This window comes from Bradyrhizobium sp. USDA 4461 (assembly GCF_054055655.1).
The window spans coordinates 481,463-505,243 of sequence record NZ_JBSRXM010000001.1 but is presented as its reverse complement, the minus strand read 5'-3'; the positions used below and the strand labels follow the sequence as shown (position 1 = coordinate 505,243).

24 protein-coding genes and 1 pseudogene are annotated in these 23,781 nt (G+C 65.4%); 18 read left to right on the top strand and 7 right to left on the bottom strand.

Translation table 11 applies throughout. The features are described 5' to 3' along the window. The first annotated feature begins 276 nt into the window (after window positions 1-276). A complete protein-coding gene (locus ACVINW_RS02435; RefSeq protein WP_456749827.1) occupies window positions 277-1,257 on the top strand; it encodes an AraC family transcriptional regulator in 981 nt (326 codons plus the stop codon). A gap of 42 nt (window positions 1,258-1,299) precedes the next feature. On the opposite strand, the gene ACVINW_RS02430 is transcribed toward ACVINW_RS02435, so the two are convergent. Next, complete coding sequence (locus ACVINW_RS02430; RefSeq protein ID WP_456749826.1) at window positions 1,300-1,587, bottom strand: hypothetical protein; 288 nt, start codon at window positions 1,585-1,587, stop codon at window positions 1,300-1,302. Window positions 1,588-1,827: 240 nt separating this feature from the next. Here ACVINW_RS02430 and ACVINW_RS02425 point away from each other — a divergent pair, with 240 nt between their 5' ends. From ACVINW_RS02425 to ACVINW_RS02390, 8 genes and pseudogenes are all read left to right on the top strand, one after another. After that, window positions 1,828-2,841 (top strand): DUF4424 domain-containing protein, encoded by a 1,014-nt coding sequence (locus ACVINW_RS02425; RefSeq protein WP_456749825.1) that lies wholly within the window; start codon window positions 1,828-1,830, stop codon window positions 2,839-2,841. A 130-nt stretch (window positions 2,842-2,971) separates the two neighbouring features. Beyond that, window positions 2,972-3,226, top strand: a pseudogene (locus ACVINW_RS02420) (acyl-CoA dehydrogenase family protein); the annotation flags it as partial. A 10-nt stretch (window positions 3,227-3,236) separates the two neighbouring features. After that, window positions 3,237-4,187 carry an acyl-CoA dehydrogenase family protein gene (locus tag ACVINW_RS02415; RefSeq protein WP_456749824.1) on the top strand — a complete coding sequence of 317 codons (951 nt, stop codon included), beginning with the start codon at window positions 3,237-3,239 and terminating at the stop codon, window positions 4,185-4,187. A gap of 62 nt (window positions 4,188-4,249) precedes the next feature. Further along, window positions 4,250-4,411 carry a hypothetical protein gene (locus ACVINW_RS02410; RefSeq protein ID WP_456749823.1) on the top strand — a complete coding sequence of 54 codons (162 nt, stop codon included), beginning with the start codon at window positions 4,250-4,252 and terminating at the stop codon, window positions 4,409-4,411. A gap of 234 nt (window positions 4,412-4,645) precedes the next feature. Then, a complete protein-coding gene (locus tag ACVINW_RS02405) occupies window positions 4,646-5,767 on the top strand; it encodes a branched-chain amino acid ABC transporter substrate-binding protein (protein ID WP_456749822.1) in 1,122 nt (373 codons plus the stop codon). Between the two features lie 192 nt (window positions 5,768-5,959). Continuing rightward, a complete protein-coding gene (locus ACVINW_RS02400) occupies window positions 5,960-7,009 on the top strand; it encodes a hypothetical protein (RefSeq protein ID WP_456749821.1) in 1,050 nt (349 codons plus the stop codon). Between the two features lie 61 nt (window positions 7,010-7,070). Further along, the gene (locus ACVINW_RS02395; protein ID WP_456749820.1) at window positions 7,071-7,928 is read left to right on the top strand and encodes an alpha/beta fold hydrolase; all 858 of its coding nucleotides are present in this window, start codon (window positions 7,071-7,073) and stop codon (window positions 7,926-7,928) included. Between the two features lie 51 nt (window positions 7,929-7,979). Then, window positions 7,980-8,819, top strand: a complete 840-nt coding sequence (locus ACVINW_RS02390) for a class I SAM-dependent methyltransferase (RefSeq protein WP_456749819.1) — start codon at window positions 7,980-7,982, stop codon at window positions 8,817-8,819. Between the two features lie 8 nt (window positions 8,820-8,827). Here the strand turns inward: ACVINW_RS02390 and ACVINW_RS02385 are convergent, their stop codons facing one another. Next, window positions 8,828-9,406, bottom strand: coding sequence for a TetR/AcrR family transcriptional regulator (locus ACVINW_RS02385; protein WP_456749818.1), 579 nt, complete (start codon window positions 9,404-9,406; stop codon window positions 8,828-8,830). Between the two features lie 82 nt (window positions 9,407-9,488). On the opposite strand from ACVINW_RS02385, the gene ACVINW_RS02380 reads away from it, so the two are divergent. The 4 genes from ACVINW_RS02380 (at window position 9,489) to ACVINW_RS02365 (ending at window position 14,306) form a co-directional block, all read left to right on the top strand. Next, the gene (locus ACVINW_RS02380; RefSeq protein ID WP_456749817.1) at window positions 9,489-9,803 is read left to right on the top strand and encodes a monooxygenase; all 315 of its coding nucleotides are present in this window, start codon (window positions 9,489-9,491) and stop codon (window positions 9,801-9,803) included. Between the two features lie 155 nt (window positions 9,804-9,958). After that, window positions 9,959-11,005, top strand: a complete 1,047-nt coding sequence (locus ACVINW_RS02375) for an aldo/keto reductase (RefSeq protein WP_456749816.1) — start codon at window positions 9,959-9,961, stop codon at window positions 11,003-11,005. Then, window positions 11,002-11,856 carry an amidohydrolase family protein gene (locus ACVINW_RS02370; protein WP_456749815.1) on the top strand — a complete coding sequence of 285 codons (855 nt, stop codon included), beginning with the start codon at window positions 11,002-11,004 and terminating at the stop codon, window positions 11,854-11,856. Before ACVINW_RS02375 ends, ACVINW_RS02370 begins: the two co-directional genes overlap by 4 nt. 110 nt (window positions 11,857-11,966) lie before the next feature. Then, window positions 11,967-14,306, top strand: coding sequence for a Tex family protein (locus tag ACVINW_RS02365; RefSeq protein WP_456749814.1), 2,340 nt, complete (start codon window positions 11,967-11,969; stop codon window positions 14,304-14,306). Window positions 14,307-14,407: 101 nt separating this feature from the next. Here the strand turns inward: ACVINW_RS02365 and ACVINW_RS02360 are convergent, their stop codons facing one another. Further along, window positions 14,408-14,812 (bottom strand): DUF1127 domain-containing protein, encoded by a 405-nt coding sequence (locus ACVINW_RS02360; protein WP_456749813.1) that lies wholly within the window; start codon window positions 14,810-14,812, stop codon window positions 14,408-14,410. 452 nt (window positions 14,813-15,264) lie between these two features. Between ACVINW_RS02360 and ACVINW_RS02355 the strand changes: the two genes are divergently transcribed. From ACVINW_RS02355 to ACVINW_RS02345, 3 genes are all read left to right on the top strand, one after another. Further along, window positions 15,265-15,753 (top strand): hypothetical protein, encoded by a 489-nt coding sequence (locus ACVINW_RS02355; protein ID WP_456749812.1) that lies wholly within the window; start codon window positions 15,265-15,267, stop codon window positions 15,751-15,753. Between the two features lie 170 nt (window positions 15,754-15,923). Further along, complete coding sequence (locus ACVINW_RS02350) at window positions 15,924-16,616, top strand: response regulator transcription factor (protein WP_456749811.1); 693 nt, start codon at window positions 15,924-15,926, stop codon at window positions 16,614-16,616. Between the two features lie 340 nt (window positions 16,617-16,956). Further along, window positions 16,957-17,976, top strand: a complete 1,020-nt coding sequence (locus ACVINW_RS02345) for a sensor histidine kinase (RefSeq protein WP_456756277.1) — start codon at window positions 16,957-16,959, stop codon at window positions 17,974-17,976. 42 nt (window positions 17,977-18,018) lie between these two features. On the opposite strand, the gene ACVINW_RS02340 is transcribed toward ACVINW_RS02345, so the two are convergent. Beyond that, entirely contained in the window at window positions 18,019-19,239 is a 1,221-nt protein-coding gene (locus ACVINW_RS02340; RefSeq protein ID WP_456756276.1) for an FAD-binding oxidoreductase, read from the bottom strand. Between ACVINW_RS02340 and ACVINW_RS02335 the strand changes: the two genes are divergently transcribed. Together ACVINW_RS02335 and ACVINW_RS02330 are read left to right on the top strand one after the other, a co-directional pair. Continuing rightward, a complete protein-coding gene (locus ACVINW_RS02335) occupies window positions 19,120-19,512 on the top strand; it encodes a hypothetical protein (protein WP_456756601.1) in 393 nt (130 codons plus the stop codon). The two genes, ACVINW_RS02340 and ACVINW_RS02335, sit on opposite strands and share 120 nt — an antisense overlap. A 19-nt stretch (window positions 19,513-19,531) precedes the next feature. Beyond that, the gene (locus ACVINW_RS02330; RefSeq protein ID WP_456749810.1) at window positions 19,532-20,440 is read left to right on the top strand and encodes a LysR substrate-binding domain-containing protein; all 909 of its coding nucleotides are present in this window, start codon (window positions 19,532-19,534) and stop codon (window positions 20,438-20,440) included. Window positions 20,441-20,669: 229 nt separating this feature from the next. Here the strand turns inward: ACVINW_RS02330 and ACVINW_RS02325 are convergent, their stop codons facing one another. From ACVINW_RS02325 to ACVINW_RS02315, 3 genes are read right to left on the bottom strand one after another with little or no spacing between them, the layout of a single operon-like run. Then, window positions 20,670-21,296 (bottom strand): FMN-dependent NADH-azoreductase, encoded by a 627-nt coding sequence (locus ACVINW_RS02325; RefSeq protein ID WP_456749809.1) that lies wholly within the window; start codon window positions 21,294-21,296, stop codon window positions 20,670-20,672. 10 nt (window positions 21,297-21,306) lie between these two features. Then, window positions 21,307-22,881 carry an isochorismatase family protein gene (locus ACVINW_RS02320; protein WP_456749808.1) on the bottom strand — a complete coding sequence of 525 codons (1,575 nt, stop codon included), beginning with the start codon at window positions 22,879-22,881 and terminating at the stop codon, window positions 21,307-21,309. 12 nt (window positions 22,882-22,893) lie between these two features. Next, window positions 22,894-23,742 (bottom strand): MBL fold metallo-hydrolase, encoded by an 849-nt coding sequence (locus ACVINW_RS02315; protein ID WP_456749807.1) that lies wholly within the window; start codon window positions 23,740-23,742, stop codon window positions 22,894-22,896. Window positions 23,743-23,781: the final 39 nt, after the last annotated feature.

Sequence of the window (23,781 nt, the reverse complement as noted above, 5' to 3'; positions counted from 1 at the left end):
GCCTCTTCGGGCTTATCGGAGCGAGGACAATTTTAGTCCCGATCACGAATCCGGGCGCGACAAACCCACATCAAGATCGACGCGATGTCGCTCGCTGCACCAGGCCGCGTATTTGAGACGCTTATGCGCACGCTTGACAGTTGTCCGATGAGCTATCGGCGAAACCCGGAAAAGGTTCACGTCTACGGCCGCGCTGCATGGTCGCCATGATCGGCGTGTACTGCCACAAATCGGCCTTATATGACCGGCGACTTCCGCCGCCATGAGGGCGAGCCGATGACAATGCAGTCGGGCGATATGACGGGGTTCCGGTTCTCGACCGCGCATTTCGGCGTGCGCGACCGCTTGCCGATCTTCCGTGAGCAGATCGGGCGGATGATCGTGAAGCTCGATCCGGAGCCGCTCGATGACGGCGCGTTCCATGCCGAAGCGAATGTGCGCGAGTTGCCGGGGCTCGGCGTCGGATCCTGGGCGTGCAGCAATCTCAGGATTGCGCGACCGCGCGAATTGCTCGACGGCAATGACGACCTCGTGCTGACGATCATCACAAGCGGCAACGTGCGCGCGTCCCAGCGGGGCCGCGACATCGAGCTCAGCCCGGGTCAGGCCGTGCTGCAGTCGAGCGCGGAAGCCGGCAACATGGTGGTCCCGGTGGCACCGAGCCGCTTCGTCGGCCTCCGGCTGCCGCGCAAGGTGCTTGCCTCGCTGGTTCGCGACCCCGAAGACATGCTGATCCGCCCGCTGCCGGCGAACATCGAAGCGATGCGGCTGCTTGCGCTCTACATCAGGGAGCTCGACGACAGCTACCAGTTGTCGACGCCCGAACTGCGGCATGCGGTCGTCAAGCATCTGACCGATCTCGGTGCGTTGATCATCGGCGCCAATCGCGATGCGGCGGGGGGCGCGGAAGATGGCGGGCTGGCGGCCGCGCGGCTGGCCGCGGTCAAGGCCGACATCAATGCCAATCTCGGCTATGGCGACCTCACGCTGCCGGCGGTGGCGGCGCGGCTGAAGCTGACGCCGCGCCATATCCAGCGGCTGTTCGAAAACGCAGGCTCGACATTCTCGGAATTCGTGCTCGGCCAGCGGCTGGCGCGCGCGCATCATTTGCTGACCGATCCGCGCCACAGCCGCAGCACCATCGGCACGATTGCGTTCGAAGTCGGGTTCGGCGATCTCTCCTACTTCAACCGCACCTTCCGCCGGCACTACGGCGCGACGCCATCGGATATCCGCGCGGTGCCGCGGCGTCCCTGACCGGGCGTCGCGCCTCTTGGCCGAGGTCGCGCGGTGTGTGGCCTACGGCTCGCCGCAACCAGGCACCCGCCGGATCCATTCGATCAGCCGCCCGTGACGCTCCGCGGACAGCGTCCGCTCATTCGCGCACATCAACATGGCGGCGCACGCGGCCTCCGGTTCGGCAGGCCAGGCGATGCTGCCGTCGATCGCGCCGTCGCATTTGAGATAGGCGTTCTTCGCATCCCAGCGGATCGCGCTTTCGGGCGCGGCTGTCGCAGCAGCCGTCGCGATCAGCGCAGCTCCGATCAACAGCAACAATCGGGGTGTCCGCCGATATGTTCCGCGCATGCCGCTTCTCCATCGTGATGAAGGTCGTCGACGATACAATAGCGTCCAACGCGAGCGATCATTAGCGGGCAGCCCGTCGGCATACAACTTTGTCGCCGGGCAGCCACGCGACGAATTCGATTCACATCAGCAATCGATGTCGCATATGTCCAAATCAGTGTCGCATTCGTCCGTGCGGCATATCCGCTGAGTCCATAAAAGGCAGCTTTCGTCTTCGCGACAGGAAGAGGATTTGTCACCATGCCTCCGATCGCCAAACGGGCTTTTCTGGTCCTGCTTGCCGGGCTGATGCCCTGGTGTGTGCGGGCGAACGACACGTCCGCCGCGCTGGAAACCGGCGGCCTGCGCTTCAAGCAGGACCCCGATATCGTGATGCGCTCGGAGGATCTGTTCATCTCCGAAAAGCAGATCCGGATCGTCTACCGCTTCTTCAATACCTCGACCGCCGACAAGACCATCATGATCGCGTTCCCGATGCCCGATATTGTCAGCAAGGAAGCCGATGAGAATATCGGGCTCCCGACCGACGATCCCGAGAACATCTTTGATTTCCGCGTCACTGTCGACGGCAAGCCGGCCGCGCCGCATCTCGAGCAGACCGCGCTGGCGAACGACGTCGACCAGACGGCGCTGCTGCGGAAGCTCGGGATTCCGTTAATGCCGATCAGGGGTCCCGCGGGCCAACTGCTCGACAAACTGCCGAAATCGAATTGGCCGGAACTGGTCAAGCTCGGTGTCGGTGCCATCGAAACCTACGGATCGGGCGGCCCGATGCAGGATCATCTGGTGCCGACCTGGACGTTGCGCTCGGCCTATACCTGGACTCAGACTTTCCCCGCGGGCCGGGAGATCACCTTCGAGCAAACCTACCGTCCGAGCGTCGGTGGCTCCGTGCAGACCATCATCGGCGCCGACAACTGGCGCGGCAATCCGGAAGCGCCGGCGTTGCTTGCTTCATACTGCATCGACGATGACCTGATCCGCACCATCGAGCGGGCGCGTGTGACGAGGCGGGCGCCCTATCCGCCGTTCAGCGAGCGGTCGATCGCCTATGTGCTCTCGACCGGTGCCAACTGGGCGGCACCGATCGGCGACTTCCATCTCACCATCGACAAGGGTGAGCCGAATAATTTAGTCAGCTTCTGTGCCGATGGCGTCAAGAAGACCGGGCCGACCCGCTTCGAGGTCCGCCATTCGAACTTCAGGCCGTCGCGAGACCTGAAGATTGTCATCTTCGTTCCGAATCCGAATTAGCGCGCGCAGGCAATGCAGTGGTCGCGTGATGTCGCATGCGTCCCATTCCCCGTCGCATCCGTCCGAGCCGCGCATCATTGCCGCGCCTAAGCGCGGGGCGGTTCACCGATAGCAATCCGCGAGGCCAGCAATGACTGACACCATCACGTCACCGTTCGTCGATGCTGCCGCGGCGCTCGCACCGCTGGTTCTGGCATCGGCGCAGGAGAGTGAGCGGTCGCGGCGGCTGCCTGTTCCGCTTGTTGAGGCGATAGCGCAGGCCGGGCTGTTCCGGCTCTGGATTCCACGCGCCATCGGCGGCGAGGAGGCCGACCCGATGACCCTCGTTCGGGTGGTCGAGGAGATCGCGCGCGCCGACGGTGCCGCGGGCTGGTGCATGGCCATCGGCGGCATCTATGGCGGTGTTCGGCGGCTATCTCGCAAAGGACGCCGCGCGCGATATCTATGGCAGCGATCCGCTGGTCCGAACCGCGGGCGCCTTGCGGCCGTTTGGCACGGCGACCGTCGTCGATGGCGGTTATCGCGTTTCAGGCCGCTGGCCGCTTGGAAGCGGCTGTCAGCACTCCGGCTGGATGATCGGCAACTGCCGGATCTTCGACGGGGATCAACCGCGCTTGCATCCCGACGGCACCCCGGTGATGCGCTTCATGCTGTTTCCGACCGCGCAATTCGAGATCATCGACACCTGGAACAGCATCGGGCTGCGCGGCACGGGCAGTCATGACTATGCGATCGCGGATGCCTTCGTGCCGTCCGCACGGTCGCTCTCGTTTCGCGAACCGCCGGTCGAGCAGGGGCCGCTCTACGCGCTTCCGACCATCGCATTGTTCGGGGCGGCGCTCGCGGCCGTGCCGCTCGGCATCGCCCGCCACGCGATCGACATCCTGGTCGAGCTTGTCGGGCGAAAGATCGCATCGCGCACGCGCAAGCTGCTCGGCGAGGACGCGCTGGTCCAGGCCGACCTCGGACGGGCCGAGGCCTTGCTGGGCTCGGGACGGGCTTTCCTCTACGGCACGCTGGCCGAGGCGTGGCAGGCCGTCAGTGCCGGCAAGCCGCTCAGCACTGCCGAGCGCGCCACGCTGTGGCTGGCATCGACCCATGCAGCGAATACGGCCAAGCAGGCGACCGAGCTGATGTTCGGTGCCGGCGGCTCGGCATCGGTGGACGTGAGCTGCGGGCTCGAACGCTGCGTGCGCGACGTCCATGCTGCCGTCCAGCATCTCGCTTTGATGCCGGCCAACTATCAGATGGCCGGCGCGGCGTATCTCGGCGCGGATATGCGGTCGACGCCCCTGCTGTTCTCGGATGATCGCGGCGATGCAGGTCGCTTACCCCTCGTTCAGTGAGCGATCGATTGCCTATGTGCTCTCGAACCAGCGCCGTTGCTCACCGCCACACCGATGCCGATTTGCCGACGCGACAGAGGATCAACCTCGCGGTCTCGACGCAATGGGGCGCGATCAAGGTCGGCGGCTCCTATGAGATCGAGCTGAAGGGCGCGGTCGAGGCGGCGGCACCGGTCGGCGCCGGCGTCAAGCCGGCAGAGCCCGAGCCGCTGGTGCGGCCATGATCGAACGACCATCAGCTCTGTGCGGTCGCGCACGCAGGATGATTCCAGGCGCCAATGCACGGCAACGTGTTTCACATTGTTGCCCGATGTCGCATATGTCCAATCCCCCGTCGCCCCAGTCCGAGCCTGCTTGCCATCGCGCGCATAAAAGGCAGCCCCCGGTGATCGTCGCAGCCGGCGACCTGAGTCGATTGCGATGCATTGAGGCGACTTGAGACCATCGAGGAGAATGTGATGACGTTTGTACTTCGAGAATATTGTCTTGCGCTCGGCGTGAGCCTGGCCTTGTCGGGCGCGGCCATGGCACAGGATATCAGTGTCGCCGTGGTCGGACCGATGACCGGCTCGGAGGCGAGCTTCGGCCAGCAGTTCAAGAACGGCGCCGACCTCGCTATTGCCGACATCAATGCGGCGGGCGGCGTGCTCGGCAAGAAGCTGAAGCTGGAAGTCGGCGACGATGCCTGCGATCCGAAGCAGGCGGTGTCGGTTGCCGAGAAGATGGCAGGCGCGAAGATTCCGTTCGTCGTCGGGCACTTCTGCTCGTCGACCTCGATCCCCGCCTCGGACGCGTATGCCGAGGGCAACGTGCTCGAGATCACGCCCGGCTCGACCAACCCGCTGTTCACCGAGCGCGGGCTCTGGAACACGTTCCGCGTCTGCGGCCGGGACGACCAGCAGGGCATGGTCGCGGCCGCCTATATCATCAAGAACTACAAGACCAAGAACGTCGCGATCATCCACGACAAGACGACCTACGGCAAAGGCCTGGCCGACGAGACCAAGAACGCCATCAACGCGGCGGGCGTGAAGGAAAAGCTCTATGAGGCCTACACCAAGGGCGACAAGGATTTCGCCGCGCTGGTGTCCCGCTTCAAGAAGGAATCGATCGATTTCGTCTATGTCGGCGGCTACTATGCCGAGGCCGCGCTGATCCTGCGCCAGATGCGCGAGCAGGGCGTCAATGCGGTGCTGATGGGCGGCGACGCCCTGGTCGACAAGCAGTTCGCCGCGATCGCGGGGCCGCTTGCCGAGGGCTCGTTGTTCACCTTCTCGCCGGATCCGCGCAAGAAGGTGACCGCGGCTGCGACCCTGAAGAAGTTCAAGGACAAGGGCATCGATCCCGACGGCTACACGCTCTACAGCTATGCCGCGTTCCAGATCTGGAGCCAGGCCGCCACCCGCGCCCAGACCACGGATGCCAAGAAGGTCGCTGCCGCCATCAAGGCCGGAAGCTGGGACACCGTGCTCGGCAACATCAGCTACACGCCGAAGGGTGACATCACGCTGATCGACTACGTCGTGTACCGCCGCGACAAGGACGGCAACTACGCCGAGCTGCCGGCTGCCGGCCAATGATCGCTGGCCGCGACATCGGCTCACCTCCCTGATCGATGTCGCGGCCGTGCCGGCTCACAGCGCCAACGGACCAACCCTCTGCCAGCCCCGGAGGTGTTGGCGCTGTGACGCCAGGCGGGTCCACCACCGATTGATTTCCCCAACGACTGCCAACGCCTGACGTCGTTCGACGGCAACGGAAGAGAGCAACACGTGTCTGACATGAGTCTCAGCAATGGCGGCGGTCGTTCTGGCGAATGGCGCGCCGCGGGGCAATACCAGGCATCTTCCCAGGGATCTCCTCAAGGCCCTTCCCATTCCTATCCGCTGCTGGTGCGCGATCACGGTCTTGGCACCGCGCTGAAGCTGCTGCTCGAGACTCTGCCTTATGCGCTGGCGCGATGGGGCGTGTTGCTGGGTTTTGCCGCGGCGTGCGCGGTCTGGGCCATCGTCGCGGTCGGCGGCGCGGTATGGCTCGGCACCCACGTTGCGAGCGTGTTCGGCTATTGCTGGCTGCTCGGCATCCTGCTGCTCGGCGGATGGATCTGGGGTGCCGTCCTGCGCTACACGCTGCACATGATCGCCTGCGGCCACGTCGCCGTGCTGACCGAGCTGATCACGCATGGCCGTGTCGGCAACGGCAGCGAAGGGCAGTTCGCCTATGGCCGGCGGATCGTGATGGACCGCTTCGGCGAGGTCGCGGTTCTGTTCGGGCTCAACGCGCTGATCCGCGCCGTGCTCCGCGCGTTTCACAATGCGCTCGATACGCTCGGCGAATGGCTGCCGGCGCCCGGCATGAAGGCGATCGTCGGTCTGCTCAACACCATCCTGTCGGCCGCGACGCGCTATCTGGACAAGGTGGTGCTGTCCTACGATCTGGCGCGCGGCGGCGACGATCCCAGGCGCAACATCCAGGATGGCCTGGTCTATTATTGTCAGAACGCCAAGCCGATCCTGACGACCTCGGTCTGGATGGTCATCGTCGAGCGGATCCTGAGCATCCTGCTTTGCATGCTGCTGCTGGTCCCGGCCGGCGTGCTGACGGTCTGGCTGCCGGAGGCGATCAGGGAATATGGCGCCCTGGTCACCGTGTTCATCGCGGCCCTGCTGGCGGTGACGGTGCGGGCGGCATTCATCCAGCCGCTGTTCCTGATCTGCATGATGATCCGCTTCCACGCGCTGATCGAGAACCAGCCGATCAATTCGACCTGGGTCGGTTATCTCGACGGCTTGTCCGACAAGTTCCGGCAGATCGCGCGCTGAGATCGGCCGGACCCGGGCGGGCCGAATTGATGCTGATTGAATTTCGCAATGGAGATTTCTGGTGACCGACATCACGCTCGACAATGCCGGCCTCAGGCTTGCTGCTTCGGTTGGCGGTCCCGTGGACGGTGAGCCGATCCTGTTCCTGCACGGCCTGTCGTTGAGCCGGGATACGTGGCAGGAGATCGGTGGCCGGCTCAGCGATCGATATCGGGTCTGGACGCTGGATTTCCGGGGCCATGGCCACTCGGACAGGGCTGCAAGCTACGCGCTCGCCGACTATTTGTCGGATGCGCGGACCGCGTTGGCCGCGATCGGGCGCCCGGCGGTGATCGTCGGGCACTCGCTCGGCGGCTGCGTTGCCGGCGTGCTGGCGCAGCGCGGCGATGCCAATGTCCGCGCCGTCTTCCTCGAGGATCCGCCGTGGTATCTCGGGCAACCCGGCGAGTGGGAGAAGTCCGCCTTCCCGAAGCTGTTCTCGATCGTCAGCGCGCGTCAGGCCGCGTGGCAGCAGGCACGCGCACCGCTCGGCACATACCTGGCGTTCCTTGCCGACTCGCCGACACCGATGGGCGGGATCGGCCGCGATCATTTCAGCTCCCGTCATTTGTTGAGCCATGCGTCGGCGCTGCAGCGGCAGGACGGGCGGTGCTGGGCCGACGGCAACGTCGCGGGCTCCGTCCTTGCGGCGATTCCGACCGAGCGGGAATTCCTGTGCCCGGTGAGGATTGTTCAGGCCGATCCCGGATGTGGGGCGGCCTTTCTGCCGGACCATGATGCTCGGCTCGCGCACGCCAATCCGCGTGCCGACATCGTTCGCTATGCGGGTTGCGGCCATTCACCCCATCGCGCCATCGCGTTCGAGCAGCGCTTTGCGGCGGATCTGCAAGGCTTCTTGTCGAGCCTGTCGTCGCAGTGAGCAGGGGGCGCGATCCTGCACGTGACAATCACAACCGAAGGCGGGTACGCCATGCAAGAGACGTCCGGCTACGATCCGAACTACGTGATGGGACGCTCGACCGCGGAGACCGACCGGCTCAAGCGACAGTCGCAGCTCTACGATGCGTCGACATGGCAGCTCCTGAGGGAGGCCGGGATCACGCACGGCATGAAGGTGCTCGATGTCGGCAGCGGAGCCGGCAACGTCTCCTTCATCGCCGCAGGTCTGGTCGGGAAGAGTGGGGCGGTCGTCGGCGTCGACAGCAATCCCGCCATCGTCGCGGAGGCCGCGAGCGCGGCGCGCGCGTTCGGCCTGAGCCAGGTCTCGTTTCGGATCGGCGACATCAGCACGATCGAATTGGAGCGCGATTTCGATGCGGTGGTCGGCCGACTGGTGCTGATCTATGTGAAGGATCCCGCGGCGCTGCTTCGGCAACTGCTCGGGCACGTCAAGCCCGGCGGCATCGTGGCGTTCCAGGACCTCGATTGGGGCGAGGGGCCGATCGCCAGCCCGCCGTCACCGCTGTTGTCGCAGTCCTGGGCCACTGTGAAGGAGATGTTCACCCGGGCCGGATTGAACAACCGGATGGGATTGTCGTTGCACCGTGCCCTGGTGGCGGCAGGACTTCCCGCGCCGCGCATGAGCCTGTTCGCGCCGGCCGGAGGCGGGGCGGATTTCGACGGCTACGACTACATGGCGAGCGGCCTGCGCAGCAACCTGCCGCACATCGTCAAGCTCGGCGTCGCCACCGAAGCCGAGCTGGCGCTGGACAGTTTTGCCGAACGCCTGCGCAGCGAAGTGGTTGCCATGGATGGCGTGTTTGCGTTGCCGACCTTCGTCGGCGCGTGGTCGCGCAAGCCGCGGGGTTGAACGCTGGCTCAGCGAGGGCTGGTCACCGCCTCGATGAACGTCGCGGCCAGATCCCGCAATTGCTTGCGGCTGTAGCCGGCGCGCTCCATCACTGCCAATCCGCGCGTGAACGTCACGATCACCCGCGCCAGCCGATTGGCGTCGGCCGCACTCCGCTTGTCCGGCGCCCGGCCGATCGCCTTGCCGATCAACTGTTCGAGCTGTGTGAGCACGCCCTGCACGCGCTGGCGCACATCTGCGCTTGAGATCGCCGCATCGAGCGCGGTGCGCGTGGTCAGGCAGCCGCGCGGCGGCGAGCCGTCGGTCATGTTGACGATGATCATGTCGAACAAGGCCTTGAGCCCGGTCGCCGCATCGCCCTGCGCCAGCGCGTTGCCGGCCGCGTCCAGGAACTGCCCGGCATAGCGATCGAAGGCGCGCAGGAAGATCGCTTCCTTGTCGCCATAGGCGTTGTAGAGGCTGCCGCGCTGCACCCCGGTGGCGGCGGCGAGATCCTGCATGGTCGCGTCGTGCAGGCCCTTGCGCCAGAACACGTCGAGCGCGGTCGCGACCACCTCGTCCTCGTTAAAGTGACGTACGCCGACCATGTCTGTTCGCTCCACTGATCATTCTTGACATAATCGTCAAGATTGACAAGAATGTCAAGGATGATGCCCCAGGGAGCTTCGAATGATCACCGCCGTCACGACCTTCAGATTGCCCAAGCCGATCACGCGCGAGGAAGCGCGCAGCATCTTCCTGAGCACCGCGCCGATCTATCGCGGCGTACAGGGGTTGTTTCGCAAGACCTATCTGCTGTCCGAGGACGGCATGACCGCCGGCGGGATCTACTTCTGGAACTCGAGGCAGGAGGCGGAAGCGCTGTACACCGATGCATGGCGCGCCCGCGCCCGCGAGAGGTACGGCGCCGATCCGACGGTCAGCTATTTCGAGAGTCCTGTCGTGGTCGACAACGTCGCCGAGCAGGTTCTTTCCGACGCGTAAGGCGCAGTGCCGCCGGACTTTCGGCCGTTGCGGAACCTTCGGCCCCTGACCTGATCACGAGCGTCGCTCATGGGAGGCGCCACGCGCTGCGGCTTGTGTGTGGCGTGCCGGCGAGGCTAGTCTCTCTGCAAGCAAGAAGACTGCAGGGAGCCACCATGGTCAACCAATACCAATCTTCAAATCCAGCACCGGCACTGCCACGCCGCAGGCTCGGGCGCACCGGGCTCGATGTTTCCATCCTCGGTTTCGGCACCGCGCCGCTCGGCGATCTCTTCGCGCGGCTCGACGACAATGCGGCGATCGCGGCAGCGGAGCGGGCGTTTGCGCTTGGGGTCAATCTGCTGGATTCCTCGCCGCTGTATGGCCACGGCCTCGCCGAGCACCGCAGCGGCACCGCGCTGCGCCGCATCGCGCGCGACGATATCGTCGTCTGCACCAAGGTCGGGCGCTGGATGGACCCGTTCCACGGCCGCGGCGACGGTTCGAATTTCGTCGGCGGCGCGCCGCATCGCGCGGTGGTCGATTATTCCTATAACGGCACCATGCGCTCGGTGGAGCAGTCGCTGCTACGGCTCGGCACCGATCGCATCGACCTGCTCCTGATCCACGACGTCGACGTCTGGACCCACGGCGCCGACGCGATCGAGGCGCGGTTTCGCGAAGCCATGGAGGGCGCCTATGTCGCGCTCGACAAGCTTCGCGCCGAGCGCGTGGTCAAGGGCATCGGGATCGGCGTCAACGAGGCCGACATGTGCGTGCGCTTCGCCAAGGCCGGAACATTCGACACCATGCTGCTTGCCGGCCGCTACTCATTGCTGGAGCAGCCGGCGCTGGCGGAATTCCTGCCGCTGGCGGAGCAGCAGGGCATCGGCATGATGCTGGGCGGCGTGTTCAATTCCGGCATCCTGGCGACCGGCGCGGTGGCCGGCGCCAAATATAACTACAAGGACGCGCCGCCGGACGTGATGCAGAAGGTCGCCGCGATCGAGCGCGTCTGCCGCGCCCATGGTGTGGCGCTGCCGACCGCCGCGCTGCATTTCGCGCTGGGCCATCCGGCGGTCGCAAGCCTCGTGCTCGGCGCGCAGACCCCGCAGGAGGTGGAGCGCAACGTCGCCGCCTTGTCGTCACCGGTGCCCGCGGCATTGTGGAGCGATTTGAAAGCCGAGGGGCTGCTCGACCAGCATGCGCCGGTGCCGGCATGATGCGGATCGACGCCCATCAGCATGTCTGGACCTTGGCACGCGCGGATTACGGCTGGTTGACGCCCGAGCGCGGTCCGATTTACCGCGACTTCGGCCTTGCCGATCTCGCGCCGCATCTTGCCGCCGCCGGGATCGACGGCACCATCCTGGTGCAGGCCGCGCCGACCGAAGCCGAGACGGCGTTCATGCTCGACGTCGCCAAGGGCGCCGAGCAGGTGCGCGGCGTGGTGGGCTGGATCGACTTCGACGCGCCCGATGCCGCGGCACGCGTCGACGCCGTCGCCGGGCGCGAGCTGCTCGTCGGCCTGCGGCCGATGGTGCAGGACATCGCCGATGACGACTGGCTGTTGCGGCCGGAGCTCGCCGCGCCGCTCGAGGCCATGGCGCGGCATGACCTGGTGTTCGACGCGCTGGTGCTGCCGCGCCATTTTCCGCGGCTGATCCAGCTGGTCGATCGGCATCCGGATCTGCAATTCGTGCTCGATCATTTCGGCAAGCCGCAGCTTGCCACCGGCGACATCGCGCCCTGGAAAGACGACATCGCAAAGCTTGCAACCCGATCCAACGTGGTCTGCAAGCTGTCGGGGCTGGCAACCGAGGCGGCGCCGAACTGGCAGGTCAGGGATTTGCGCGAGGCGGTCGATCATGCGCTGGCCTGCTTCGGGCCGCAGCGGATGCTGTGGGGCAGCGACTGGCCCGTGGTCAATCTCGCCGGCGGCTATGCGCAATGGTTCGCGGCCGCAGAGAGCCTGCTGGCTGATTTGTCAAGTGACGCGAAGGCTGCGATTTTCGGCGGCAATGCGGCGCGCATCTATTTGTCAAGCCGCGGCCGGCCGGCATCCCTGAAATAGATTGCCGGCCGCGCCTCATTTGATCCACAGCGCGCCTTGATGAATCAATCCGGGATGGTTCATAAGCGGCGTCCGCGCCATGTGCGGCGCGACGATTCAGAGAGACGAGCGTGGCAAAGATTCATCATCAGATTGCGCAGGAGCTTGGGGTTCGCGACGAGCAGGTCGAGGCGGCGGTGACGCTGCTCGACGGCGGCGCCACGGTGCCGTTCATCGCGCGCTACCGCAAGGAGCTCACCGGCGCGCTCGATGACGCGCAGCTGCGCACGCTGGAAGAGCGGCTGACCTATCTGCGCGAGCTCGAGGAGCGCCGCACTGCGGTGCTCAATTCGATTCGCGAGCAGGGTAAGCTCGATGCCGCGCTCGAAGCCCAGATCATGGCCGCCGACAGCAAAGGCCGTCTGGAAGACATTTATCTGCCGTACAAGCCGAAGCGTCGCACCAAGGCCGAGATCGCCAAGGAGGCCGGGCTCGAGCCGCTCGCCGATCAGCTGCTGACGCAGCCGCAAAACGATCCGAACGAGGCCGCCGCGCCCTTCGTCAACGCCGAGAAGCAGGTCGCCGACGTCGCCGCTGCGCTGGACGGTGCCCGCGCCATCCTGGTCGAGCGCTTCGCCGAGGATGCCGACCTGATCGGCGCGCTGCGCGAGGAGATGTGGTCGAACGGCATCATGGCCTCGACCGTCCGCACCGGCAAGAAGACCGAAGGCGAGAAGTTCAAGGACTATTTCGATTTCTCCGAGCCGCTGCCGAAGCTGCCGTCGCACCGCATCCTGGCGCTGTTCCGCGGCGAGAAGGAGGAGATCCTCGACCTCGCGATCAAGCCGGAAGCGCAAGAGCCCGTGGCCGGCGTGCCCGGCCGCTACGAGCTCCGGATCATGAACCGCTTTGCGATCTCCAACCAGGGCCGCAAGGGCGACAAATGGCTGACCGAGACGGTGCGCTGGGCCTGGCGCACCAAGATCCAGATCCATCTCAATATCGATCTGCGGCTGCGGCTGTGGACCGCGGCCGAGACCGAGGCGGTGCGCGTGTTCGCCTCCAACCTGCGCGATCTCTTGCTCGCGGCTCCGGCCGGTCCGCGCGCCACCATGGGGCTCGATCCCGGCTATCGTACCGGCGTCAAGGTCGCGGTGATCGATGCGACCGGCAAGGTGGTGGCGCACACCGCGATCTTCCCGCACGAGCCGCAGCGGCGCTGGGACGAGGCGCTCGCCATTCTCGGCAAGCTCGCGATCGAGCATGGCGTCGAGCTGATCGCGATCGGCAACGGCACCGCCTCGCGCGAGACCGACAAGCTCGCCGCCGAACTCGTGAAGCGGCTGCCCGAGCGCAAGATGACCAAGATCGTGGTCTCAGAGGCCGGCGCGTCGGTCTATTCGGCCTCCGCCTTCGCCTCGAACGAATTGCCCGACCTCGACGTCACCATTCGCGGCGCGGTCTCGATCGCGCGGCGCCTGCAGGATCCGCTCGCCGAGCTGGTCAAGATCGATCCGAAGGCGATCGGCGTCGGCCAGTACCAGCACGATCTCGGCGAGGCCAAGCTGGCGCGCTCGCTCGATGCGGTGGTGGAAGATTGCGTGAACGCGGTCGGCGTCGATGCCAATACCGCTTCGGTGCCGCTGCTCTCGCGGGTGTCGGGCATCGGCGCGGGACTGGCGCAGAGCATCGTGCAGCATCGCGACGCCAACGGTCCGTTCAAGTCGCGCAAGGCGCTGAAGGACGTGCCGCGGCTCGGGCCGAAGGCGTTCGAGCAGTGCGCCGGCTTCCTGCGCATCAGCAATGGCGAAGACCCGCTCGATTCGTCCGGCGTGCATCCGGAAGCCTATCCGGTGGTGCGCCGCATCCTCGAGGCGACCAAGAGCGACATCAAGGCGCTGATCGGCAATGCCGACGTGGTGCGTGGGCTGAAGCCGCAATCCTTCGTCGACGACACCTTCGGTCTGCCGACCGTCACCGACATTCTGCGCGAATTGGAAAAGCCCGGCCGCGACCCGCGTCCGGCGTTCAAGGCGGCGGTGTTCAAGGACGGCGTCGAGGAGGTCAAGGACCTCAAGAAGGGCATGATCCTCGAGGGCACCGTGACCAACGTCGCGGCGTTCGGCGCCTTCGTCGATATCGGCGTGCACCAGGACGGGCTGGTGCACATCTCGGCGATGTCGCGCAATTTCATTAAGGACCCGCGCGAGGTGGTGAAGCCTGGCGACATCGTCAAGGTCAAGGTTTTGGACGTCGAGGTCGCGCGCAAGCGCATCGCATTGACGCTCCGGCTTGACGACGAGATCGGGCCGAAGAAGGACAATGCGGGACCGTCGCGCGATTTGTCGCGCGGCTCGGCCAAGATGACATCGTCCGCGCCGCGCCGCCCGCAGGAGCAGGCCGGTGGCGGCGCGCTCGCCGACGCGCTGCGTCGCGCGGCCGAGAAGAGCGGGCGCGGCAAGCCGACCTGAGCCGCGGTGGTGCCATCGGCCATCTCGCGGCGATTGCAGAACAGGGCGGATGACGCTTCGCGGATCCGCCCCGGTCGTCTGCCATGGTGGCCTGCCATCAGTTACATCAAGCCACGCGAGAGCCATAGGTGCGCGGTACGATCCCTGAGCCGTTCGAGAGCTCGGTGGGCCGCGATGCAGTCGATCTCGCCGGGCGTCAGGCCGATATCCATCAGCTCCCTGTCGCTCAGGTCGCGCAAGCCCACGCGCAGTCTCTTGCGTTGCCGCCAGGTGCGGACCGCACGCCAGCACCGCCGAAGTAACCCCGGGGCGCTCTGCGTCGCTGCAACCGGTGGTCCGACCGCTTGCTTTTCCGAGACAGCGTCTCTCCGCGCTGCGATGGAGACATCCGGGCATGGCTCGGCCACAGCATCGCCCGTGGCGTCTTTCGCCAAGGCGATGGCGCGGCTGAGCCCGGCGGCATCGCGACCGGATTCGGATGTGAAGTTCGTCTGTTGCGGTGGCATCGCATGCTCCTGCTGGTATGCCGGCAGGAGTGTGGCCAAACAAAAGGCCCCGTCCGATGCCGGCGGGGCCTGGTGAAAGATCGCGTCGTCGAATTCCTAGCGCACGACTCCTTCCACGGCCCAGCAAGAGTGGGTCATGTTTTTACGGTTCGCGGTGCGCACGACGGTGATCATGCCGCTTGGCTATCACGGAGATCGCGCAAAATCAAGGGCTGCGCCTGCGCCACGCGCAGCCTGAAGACGAGTGCGCCGGACTGATGCGAAGATCGCGTGGGGGTTTGAACTGGACGCGCGTGGCCGCCGCAAGCAGCAGGCTTTGCGCCGATCCTAAATCCGCTGTCAGAATCTGGCGCATTTGTCAGTTGAAGTCGGCCTCACGCTTGCGTCTTCTGAGCATCCTCTGCTTGCGGCGATGAGAGTTCGCCGCGGTCCCAATCACGGAGGATGTCTCGATGACCAACAGGCTTCTCAAATGTCTCACGGCGGCGACGCTCGCGGTCAGCGTTGCGCTTGCACCCGCAGCCCTTGCCAGAGGCGGCGGTGGTGGGGGCGGCGGACATGGCGGTGGTGGTTTCGGCGGCGGCCATGGCGGTGGCTTTGCAGGCGCCATGGGTGGCGGAATGCATGGCGGCGGCTTCGGTGGCATGCGTGGTGGCGGAATGGCGTTCGCGGCGATGGGCGGCGGCGGCCATTTTGCCGGCGGGCATTTCGGCGGCGCGCGCCTCACCGGTGCTCCCGCGTTCGGCCCGCGCTTTGCCGGCGCCGGATTCCACGGCGCACGCTTCTTCCATCACGGCGGCTTCTTCCGCCATCACCGCTCCCATCGCTTCGCATTCTTCGGCGGGCCTTATGTCTATGCCGATTACTACGATGGCTGTTACCGCAGGGTATGGACGGCTTACGGGCTGCAATGGGTCAATGTGTGCGGGGACTATTGGTGATCGCCCAACCAACCGCACCGTTGTCGCGGTCGTCGCCGGGCGTTCCATCCAGCCCCGGAATGGGATAGTCTGGCGGCGGCTGTCGCGGGGCACGGGCGCTCGGAGAGTTTGCGAACTCGACAGGGTTCAAGACAACTCGGAGAGTTTTGCACCTCGGAGAGTTTTGCATAATGACCGGTGCTCACCGCCGCATTCTCGTCGTCGAGGACGATCCGGAAACCGCAGGCCAACTCGTCGAGGAGCTTACCACCAGCGGCTACGAGGTGGACCTGGCTGCGAACGGCCGCGAGGCGCTGAGCCAGGGCGCGGCGCGCGACTATGCGGTGATCACGATCGATCGCATGCTTCCCGATATTGACGGCATCGCGGTGATGCGCCAGATGCGCGACGACGGCATCGCGGTGCCGTTCCTGATCATCAGCGCGCTCGGCGAGGTCGACGACCGCGTGCGCGGCTTGCGCGCCGGCGGCGACGACTATCTGGTCAAGCCGTTCTCGTTTGTCGAATTGCTGGCGCGGCTGGAGGCGCTGGGCCGCCGCAGCGAGACCGTCGCCAAGGAGACCATCCTGCGGGTCGGCGATCTCGCGGTCGATCTGATCGCGCGGACGGCGAGCCGCCGCGGCCGCAAGATTCCGCTGCTGCCGAAGGAATTCCAGCTGCTCGAATATCTCGCGCGCAACGAGGGCCGCGTGGTGTCGCGCGCCATGCTGTTGCAGCACGTCTGGGATCTGCACTTCGATCCCTCGACCAACATCATCGACGTCTATGTCGGGCGGGTGCGCCGCAAGGTCGACGACCAGCAAGCCTATCCGCTGATCCACACCATCCGCGGCATCGGATACTGCCTCCGTGCTCCTGGCTAAGACCCTCGGGTCATCGACATTCCGCCTGGCCTTGATCGCCATCGGCGTCTTCGGCCTGATCGTGTCCGCGATCTTCGCCTACGTCTACTGGTCGACGGTGTCCTATGTGCGCGACCGGTCCGACCGAGCCATCATGACCGAGCAGGCGAGCCTCGATGAGGCCTATGCGCGGTCCGGCCGCGATGGCCTGACCGCGTTGATCGCGCAGCGCATCGCGGACAAGACCTTTGTCGACCATGTCTATCTGCTGGCCGGTCCCGGCTCCGTGGTCCTTGCCGGTAATCTCAGACAATGGCCGACGGTCAGCGTCGGGCAAGGATGGGCCGAATTTCGCGCCTCGCTGCCGGCGCTCTCTTCGGGAGCCGCGCTGGTGCGCGGCGTGACCGAGACCTTGTCAAACGGCGATCGGCTGCTGGTCGGCCGCGACATCAGCGATCTCGACGGCTTCATGACGCAGATCAGGGCGGCCGGCATCGCCGTCGTGCTGCTGATCATCGGCCTTGCGGCCGCCGCCAGCATCGGGGTCACGCGGCGAACGGTCGGCCGGATCGAGCAGATCAATGCGACCAGCCGCGCCATCATGCTCTCCGGTCTTGACCAGCGCATCCCGCTCCGCGGCAGTCACGACGAATGGGATCGCGTCGCCGAGAATCTCAATCTGATGCTGGATCGCATCCAGAGGCTGATGGGCGACGTCAAGCAGGTCGGCGAGAACATCGCCCACGACCTGCGCACGCCGTTGACCCGGATGCGCGGCCGGCTGGAGAAGGCCTATCACGCCCCGCGCAACCAGGAGGCCGATACGGCGCTGATCGGCGACACCATTGCGGATCTCGATGCGGTGCTCGGGATGTTCGCGTCGATCACGCGGATCTCCGAGATCGAGACGCGCGCCCGCAAAGGCGCGTTCCGCACCGTCAATCTGGTCGAGATCGCGGGCGAGGTGGTCGAGCTCTACGATGCCGCGGCCGAGGAGGTCACCACCCATCTCGATCTCGCCGGCGATCCGGCCGTGCTGGTCACCGGCGACCGCGACCTGTTGTTCGATGCGATCGCCAATCTCGTGGACAACGCCATCAAGCACGGCCGCCCGGGCGGACGGGTGATTGTGACCTGCGAGAATGACGAAAGCGGGCCATTGATTTCGATCGCCGATGACGGCCCCGGTATTCCGGCCGGGGAGCACGACCACGTTTTCAAGCGCTTCTATCGGCTCGAGCAGAGCCGCTACACGCCGGGCAACGGCCTCGGCCTCAGCCTGGTCGCGGCGGTCGCGAGCCTGCACGGCGCACGGATCGAACTGCGCGACAACGCGCCGGGGCTGTTATGCAGGCTCGTCTTTCCCGCGCCAGACGCGTAGGGATAGCGCAGAGGAACCATTCGGTGCGTCCCTGACCGCGCACTATGTCTGCGGCTTGATGTTCTGGTTCGAGCGGAAGAAATTGGTCGGATCGTATTTGGTCTTGAGCGAAAGCAGCCGCGCATAGTTCGCGCCGAAAGCCGCTTCGATGCGCTCGGTTCCTTCATCGCCGAGATTGTTGGCATAGACGCCACCGGTCGAAAAACCTCGCATGGCGTCCCACAAGTCCCGGGCCCAGCGAATGCGCGTCGCATCTTCCGCCGGATCATCCCAGATGGAAATGGGGAAGCAATCGTACAACGCGTCACGGTTTGCATAGGGCGTGGCGTCGACCGGTACGCGTGCGATCGCGCCGCCGACCTGCTGCAACACGAGCAACGAATCCGGAGGGGCGGTCGCATACGCCGCGAGCAAGGTATCGATCGCCGCGTCGGAAAGCTCGCGCAGGAACTGTGCCTTCCAGTAGTAGCGGCGGCCGCGCGGAAAAATCGCATCTCCGGCGGACTGGATGTCGAGATAGGAGCGCTGTGTGATCTGATCCTGGATCGGCGCGCCGTATGTGCGGAGCGGCTTGACGACCCGCTCGCCTTCCTCGATGGAGCCGATATAGCAGGCCGAAACGCTGAAAACCCGCTCACCCGTTGGGGTGGTCGCAAGCCCGGCATCCAGGCTCAACGCATCCGGAGCGCTCTTCGCGAAGCCGTGGTAGAAGCGCATCGCCTCGCGCGCCCGATCGTATGGATACACCACCGAGCCGGCCAGCAACATTGGGCCGACCGGAAAGAGTCGGTACTCAAAGGTCGTGACGATTCCGAAATTGCCGCCGCCGCCGCGGATGGCCCAGAACAAATCCGGATGCTCGGTGGCGCTTGCCCGCAACAGTCGGCCATCCGCCGTGACGAGTTCGGCTGAAACGAGGTTGTCGCAGGCGAGGCCGTGCTTGCGGCCGAGCTTGCCGAAGCCGCCGCCGAGCGTCAGTCCGGCAATACCGGTATCGGCGTTGACGCCCATCGTGGTCGCAAGGCCGTGCGTCTGGGTGGCCGTGTCAAATTCGCCGAGATTGAGCCCAGCCTCTGCGCGTGCGATCCGCCTGACCGGATCCACCGTGATCTGCTTCATGCGCGAGAGATCGATCACGAGGCCATGGTCGCAAACCGAGGCGCCGCCGATATTGTGGCCGCCGGCACGGACGGCAACCGGGACCGATCGCGACCGCGCGAAATTGACCGCCGCAACGACATCGTCGGCGCCGGCGCAATAGATGACCGCGGCCGGACGCCGGTCGATCATGCCGTTCCAGACCTTTCGCGCCTGGTGATAGGCCACATCGCCCGGAACGATCACTTCGCCGCGCACCGCTCGCCTCAGAACGGGGATGTCGGACGCTTGCAAGGCCAATTCGGCGTCGGATCGTTCGGTAAACCTAGCTGCGTCCATAGCAACCTCCTCGATCTGCCCGCAAGGTGGACCGGTGTAAGCGTCTCACGGTCGGTCATTGCCGGCAAAATCGAAATTCTCAGTCGCCAGATGAACTGAATTCATCTACGTTTGCGCCATGCGAAAGCTTCCGCCATTGGGATCACTTCGCGCCTTCGAGGCTGCCGCAAGGCATATGAGCTTTCGTGACGCCGCCGATGAACTCGGTGTGACGCCAACCGCGATCAGCCATCAGATCCGGATCCTCGAGGAGATTTGCGGTCAGCCGCTGTTTCGCCGCCGTCCGCGTCCCCTCGAACTGACCAGTGCCGGCGAGCGGCTGTTTCCGGTGATCAGGAGCGGCTTCGACATGTTCGCCAGCGCGATCGCGTCGGCGTCTCCGCGCGTCAGTCACCGGCGCTTGCGCGTGACAAGTCCGAATGCCTTTGCCAGCCGATGGCTGGTGCCGCGACTGCCGAAGTGGCGCGAGGCCCATCCGAAGATTCCATTGGAGATCATCGGCACCGATGCGGTGCTGGATTTACGGGCCGGAGAAGCCGACATCGCCATTCGTTACGCGCGGCGCATGCCGCTTGACCTGAGCGGCAAGGAGATCCTTCGCGACACGTTCTTTCCGGTCTGCAGTCCCGAATTGCTGGCGAGGGGAGGGCGCCGGATCGAGCGCGCCGCCGATCTGTTGCACTATCCGTTGATCCACTTCGACTGGATGAATCGCGACCGCGATGCGCCGACCTGGTCGCGCTGGCTTGCAGCCGCGCGCTCGATCGATCCGGGCATTCCCGAGACCAACAAGGCATGGGACTTGAGCTTCAAGGAAGAGCTGCATGCCATCGATGCGGTGGCCGCGGGCGAGGGCATTGCGATCTTCAGTGACGTTGTCGTCGGTCGCGAGCTCAAGAACGGCGTTTTCGTCAAGGCGCACGATCTGCCGTTGCAGGGCTATGGCTTCTACGTCGTTCACGTCCCCAACCATCCCGAGCAGTCCAGCATCGACGCGTTCTCCGCCTGGTCGCGGTCCGTCACATGATGGGTGCCCGTGGCCGCCGACGCCGCGTTGGCGTGTCCTCGGGCAGAACGTACCGCGCGAATGCCGATGCATGCTCACCGGTCGCGCAACACGCTCAGCGTCGTCCTGGCGAAAACCAGGACCCATTACCCCAAATCTCAAATGCCGCGCGACGCTGGGGCTCCAATCCCTTCAAGCAGATGCGGTGGTTATGGGTCACGGCTTTCGCCGCGACGACGATGCGGAGCAGTCAAAATCGCTCCGCCAGCTCCGCGAGCCTTCGGTGCGCGATTTCGCGCGCACTGCGGATCGGATCAGTGGGCCCGGTGGTCGGCCCGATCGGCACGAAGCGCACATCGTTGATGCCGATGAAGCGCAGCACCTCGCGCAAGTACGGCGTCGCCATGTCGATGCGGCCGCGGTTCATTCCGGTGACGAAGTCGCTGCCGCTCGCCAGGATCACGACCGTCGGACGGTCCTTGAGTAGCGGCAGGTAGCCCTGCGCCGGATCGAACCGGAAGGTCAGGCCGGGCTGGATGATGACGTCGAGCCACTGCTTCAGCCTGTAGGGAATCGAAAAATTCCACATCGGCGTCGATATCAGCACGCGGTCGGCCAGCGAGAGCCGCAGCGCGAGGCGCTCGGCGACGGCGAAGGCGTCATGCTGCGAATTGGTGAAGCTCTTGCCGCCGATCCGGGCGTACTTCGCCTCAAGCAGATACCCTTCGAATTCCGGCAGCGGCTCGCGCCACAGGTTCATCGCGTCGATCTCCCAGTCCGGCCGCGCCTCGCGGAAGCGATCGAGAAAGATCCGTGCGCCGGCCGCCGATTCCGAATCGGCGCGGGGAGAGCAGGCAAGATGCAGCAGCTTCGGCACCGCGCCTCCCTCAGCCGAGTGCCTTGATGACGGTGTCGGCGTTGGTCACGACCGAGACGTTCTGCAGCGCGAAATTGATCGCGGCGTTGTGCCAGTCGGCATTCATGGTCGAGCAGCAATCCTCCGGCACGATCATGAAATAGCCCTTGTCGGCGCCGGTGCGCGCGGTGTGCTCGACCGACATGTTGGTCCAGGCTCCGGTGTTGATGATCATGTCGCGGCCGGTCGCCTTCAGGATGGTCTCGAGCCTTGTGCCTTCCCAGGCGCTCATCCGCATCTTCTCGACCACGAAATCGCCCGGGCGCGGCTCGAGCCCGGAGACCGGCGCCGCGCCCCAGCTGCCGCGCACCATCGCCTTGCTGTCGACCAGCCCCTCGAACAGCGGTGCGTTCAAGGTGACGCCGGGCGCCCCCGGCTCGACGACGAACCAGACATGAATGATAGCGACGCCGCGTGCGCGGGCGGCCTCGGCGACACGGCGGACATTCTCGACGACATGCTGCTGGCGGGCATGTGCCGGCGCGCCGGACTCCGCGAACGCGCCGCCGTCCATGATGACGTCGTTCTGCATGTCCTGGATGATCATCGCGCAACGCTGCGGATCGATCTGCATCTCGCCGGCGGCAAGGTTGGGCGCGGACGCGGAGGACGATGCGGCACTCGCGCTGCCGCGCTTGCCGTTCATATAGGGTTCGTGGCGCGGCCCGACCTTGGTCGGGATCGCGTAGACCGAATGGGTCGCGGTGAGGTAGAGCGTGCGGAAATCGGCGCCGCCCCAGGCGAGGTTGGTGACGAGCTCTGGGAGGCGGACCTTGCCGAGCAGATGGCCATCAGGCGAATAGACCCAGACGCCGCCGGGTGCGGTGACCCAGACATTGCCGCGCTGGTCGCACTTCATGCCGTCGGGCACCCCGGGCTCGAGCTCGGAGCGGATGCCGGAGGCGAACACGCGCGGATTGCCGAGCGTACCGTCGGCGCCGACGTCGAAGGCGCGGATCAGCGCCTGTACGGTGTCGTTGACATAGAGGATGCGCTCGTCGGGCGAGAAGCACAGCCCGTTCGGCTGCTCGAACAGGTAGCGGTCGACCAGCAGTTTCGGTGCGCCGCCGCCGGGCGGGACGCGATAGACGCCCTGGAAGCCGAGCTGGCGCGGCCGCTCGACGCCATAGACCGGCATCCGGCCATACCAGGGATCGGAGAAATAGATCGCGCCCGAGGAATGGACGCAGACGTCGTTCGGGCTGTTGAGCTCCTGATTCTCGTAATGCGAAGCCACCACCTCGCGTCGCCCGTCGGGACGCTCGCGGATCAGCGACGATGTCGCATGCTCGCAGACGATCAAATTGAGGTCGGCGTCATAGGTCATGCCGTTGCATTTGTTCGACGGACGCTTGACCTCGACGACGCCGCGCCGCGCATCCCAGCGCCGGCGCACGTCGCCCGGCATGTCGGAGAACAGCAGGAAGTGATCGACCGGATGCCAGATCGGTCCTTCCGTGAAATCGAAGCCGGTGCCGACCTGGCCGACCGGCGCATAGGGATCGATCAGGTCTTCGAATTCGCTGCGCAGCGTGACATGCGTCATCGCCTCGATCCTCTACGCCGGGAACCAGTTGCGCTGCGGCAGGCTCTGCACGACAGGCCCGGGCACCTGGTCGTGCAGGCGGCCGACCACTGCGCCGCCTTCGATCTTGGCCGGGCGATCATGCACCGGCAGCAGATAACGCGAGCTACTCAGCAGCTTCTTGATCGCGGCCTTCTCGGCACGCTTGCTGGTGCCGTGATTGCCCGTCGTGCGCGGCTCGGCGTCGTGGATTTCGTTGAAGGGATTTACGATCTGGTCGTTGAAATCGTAGATCACGTCGCCGCAGATCGTCGCGATCCCGTCGGCGGTGTGGACGTGGATGTTCATCGAGCCTTCGGTATGGGCATTGGCGGCGTCGCAATAGACGCCCGGCATCAGCTCGACTGGTCCCGTGATCTCGAGGTCGAGGAAGCGCAGCGCGCTCTTGGTGTGCAGCCGGTCGATCAAATGCTTGATGTCGGGCGCGGGATATTGCGGATGCATCAGGCCGGAGACCGAATATTCCAGCTCCTTGCGGTTGAGGACGACGGTCGTGTTCATCGGGAACAGATCGTCCTTGCCGGCATGGTCGATGTGCAGATGGGTGTGGCAGACGAAGCGGACATCGCCCATCCGCACGCCGTGGCGGGCGAGCTGGTTCTCGATCATGTTCTCGTGGAACTGGAGGCCGCGCATGCCGAGCGTCTCCATGATCTGGTTGGAGCGATAGCCGGTATCGACCAGCACAGGGTAGGGGCCGCCGAGGATCAAGAAGCCGAGCGTCAGCACGCGGCGGGTGCGGCCGCAATTGTGCCCGAGCACGAGGAAGCTCGATTCCAGCTCGATATCGCCATAGTCCAGGATCTTGATCTCCAACGGCATCTCTCTCCCTCCCGATTCGTATTCGTTGTTGTGTTCGTG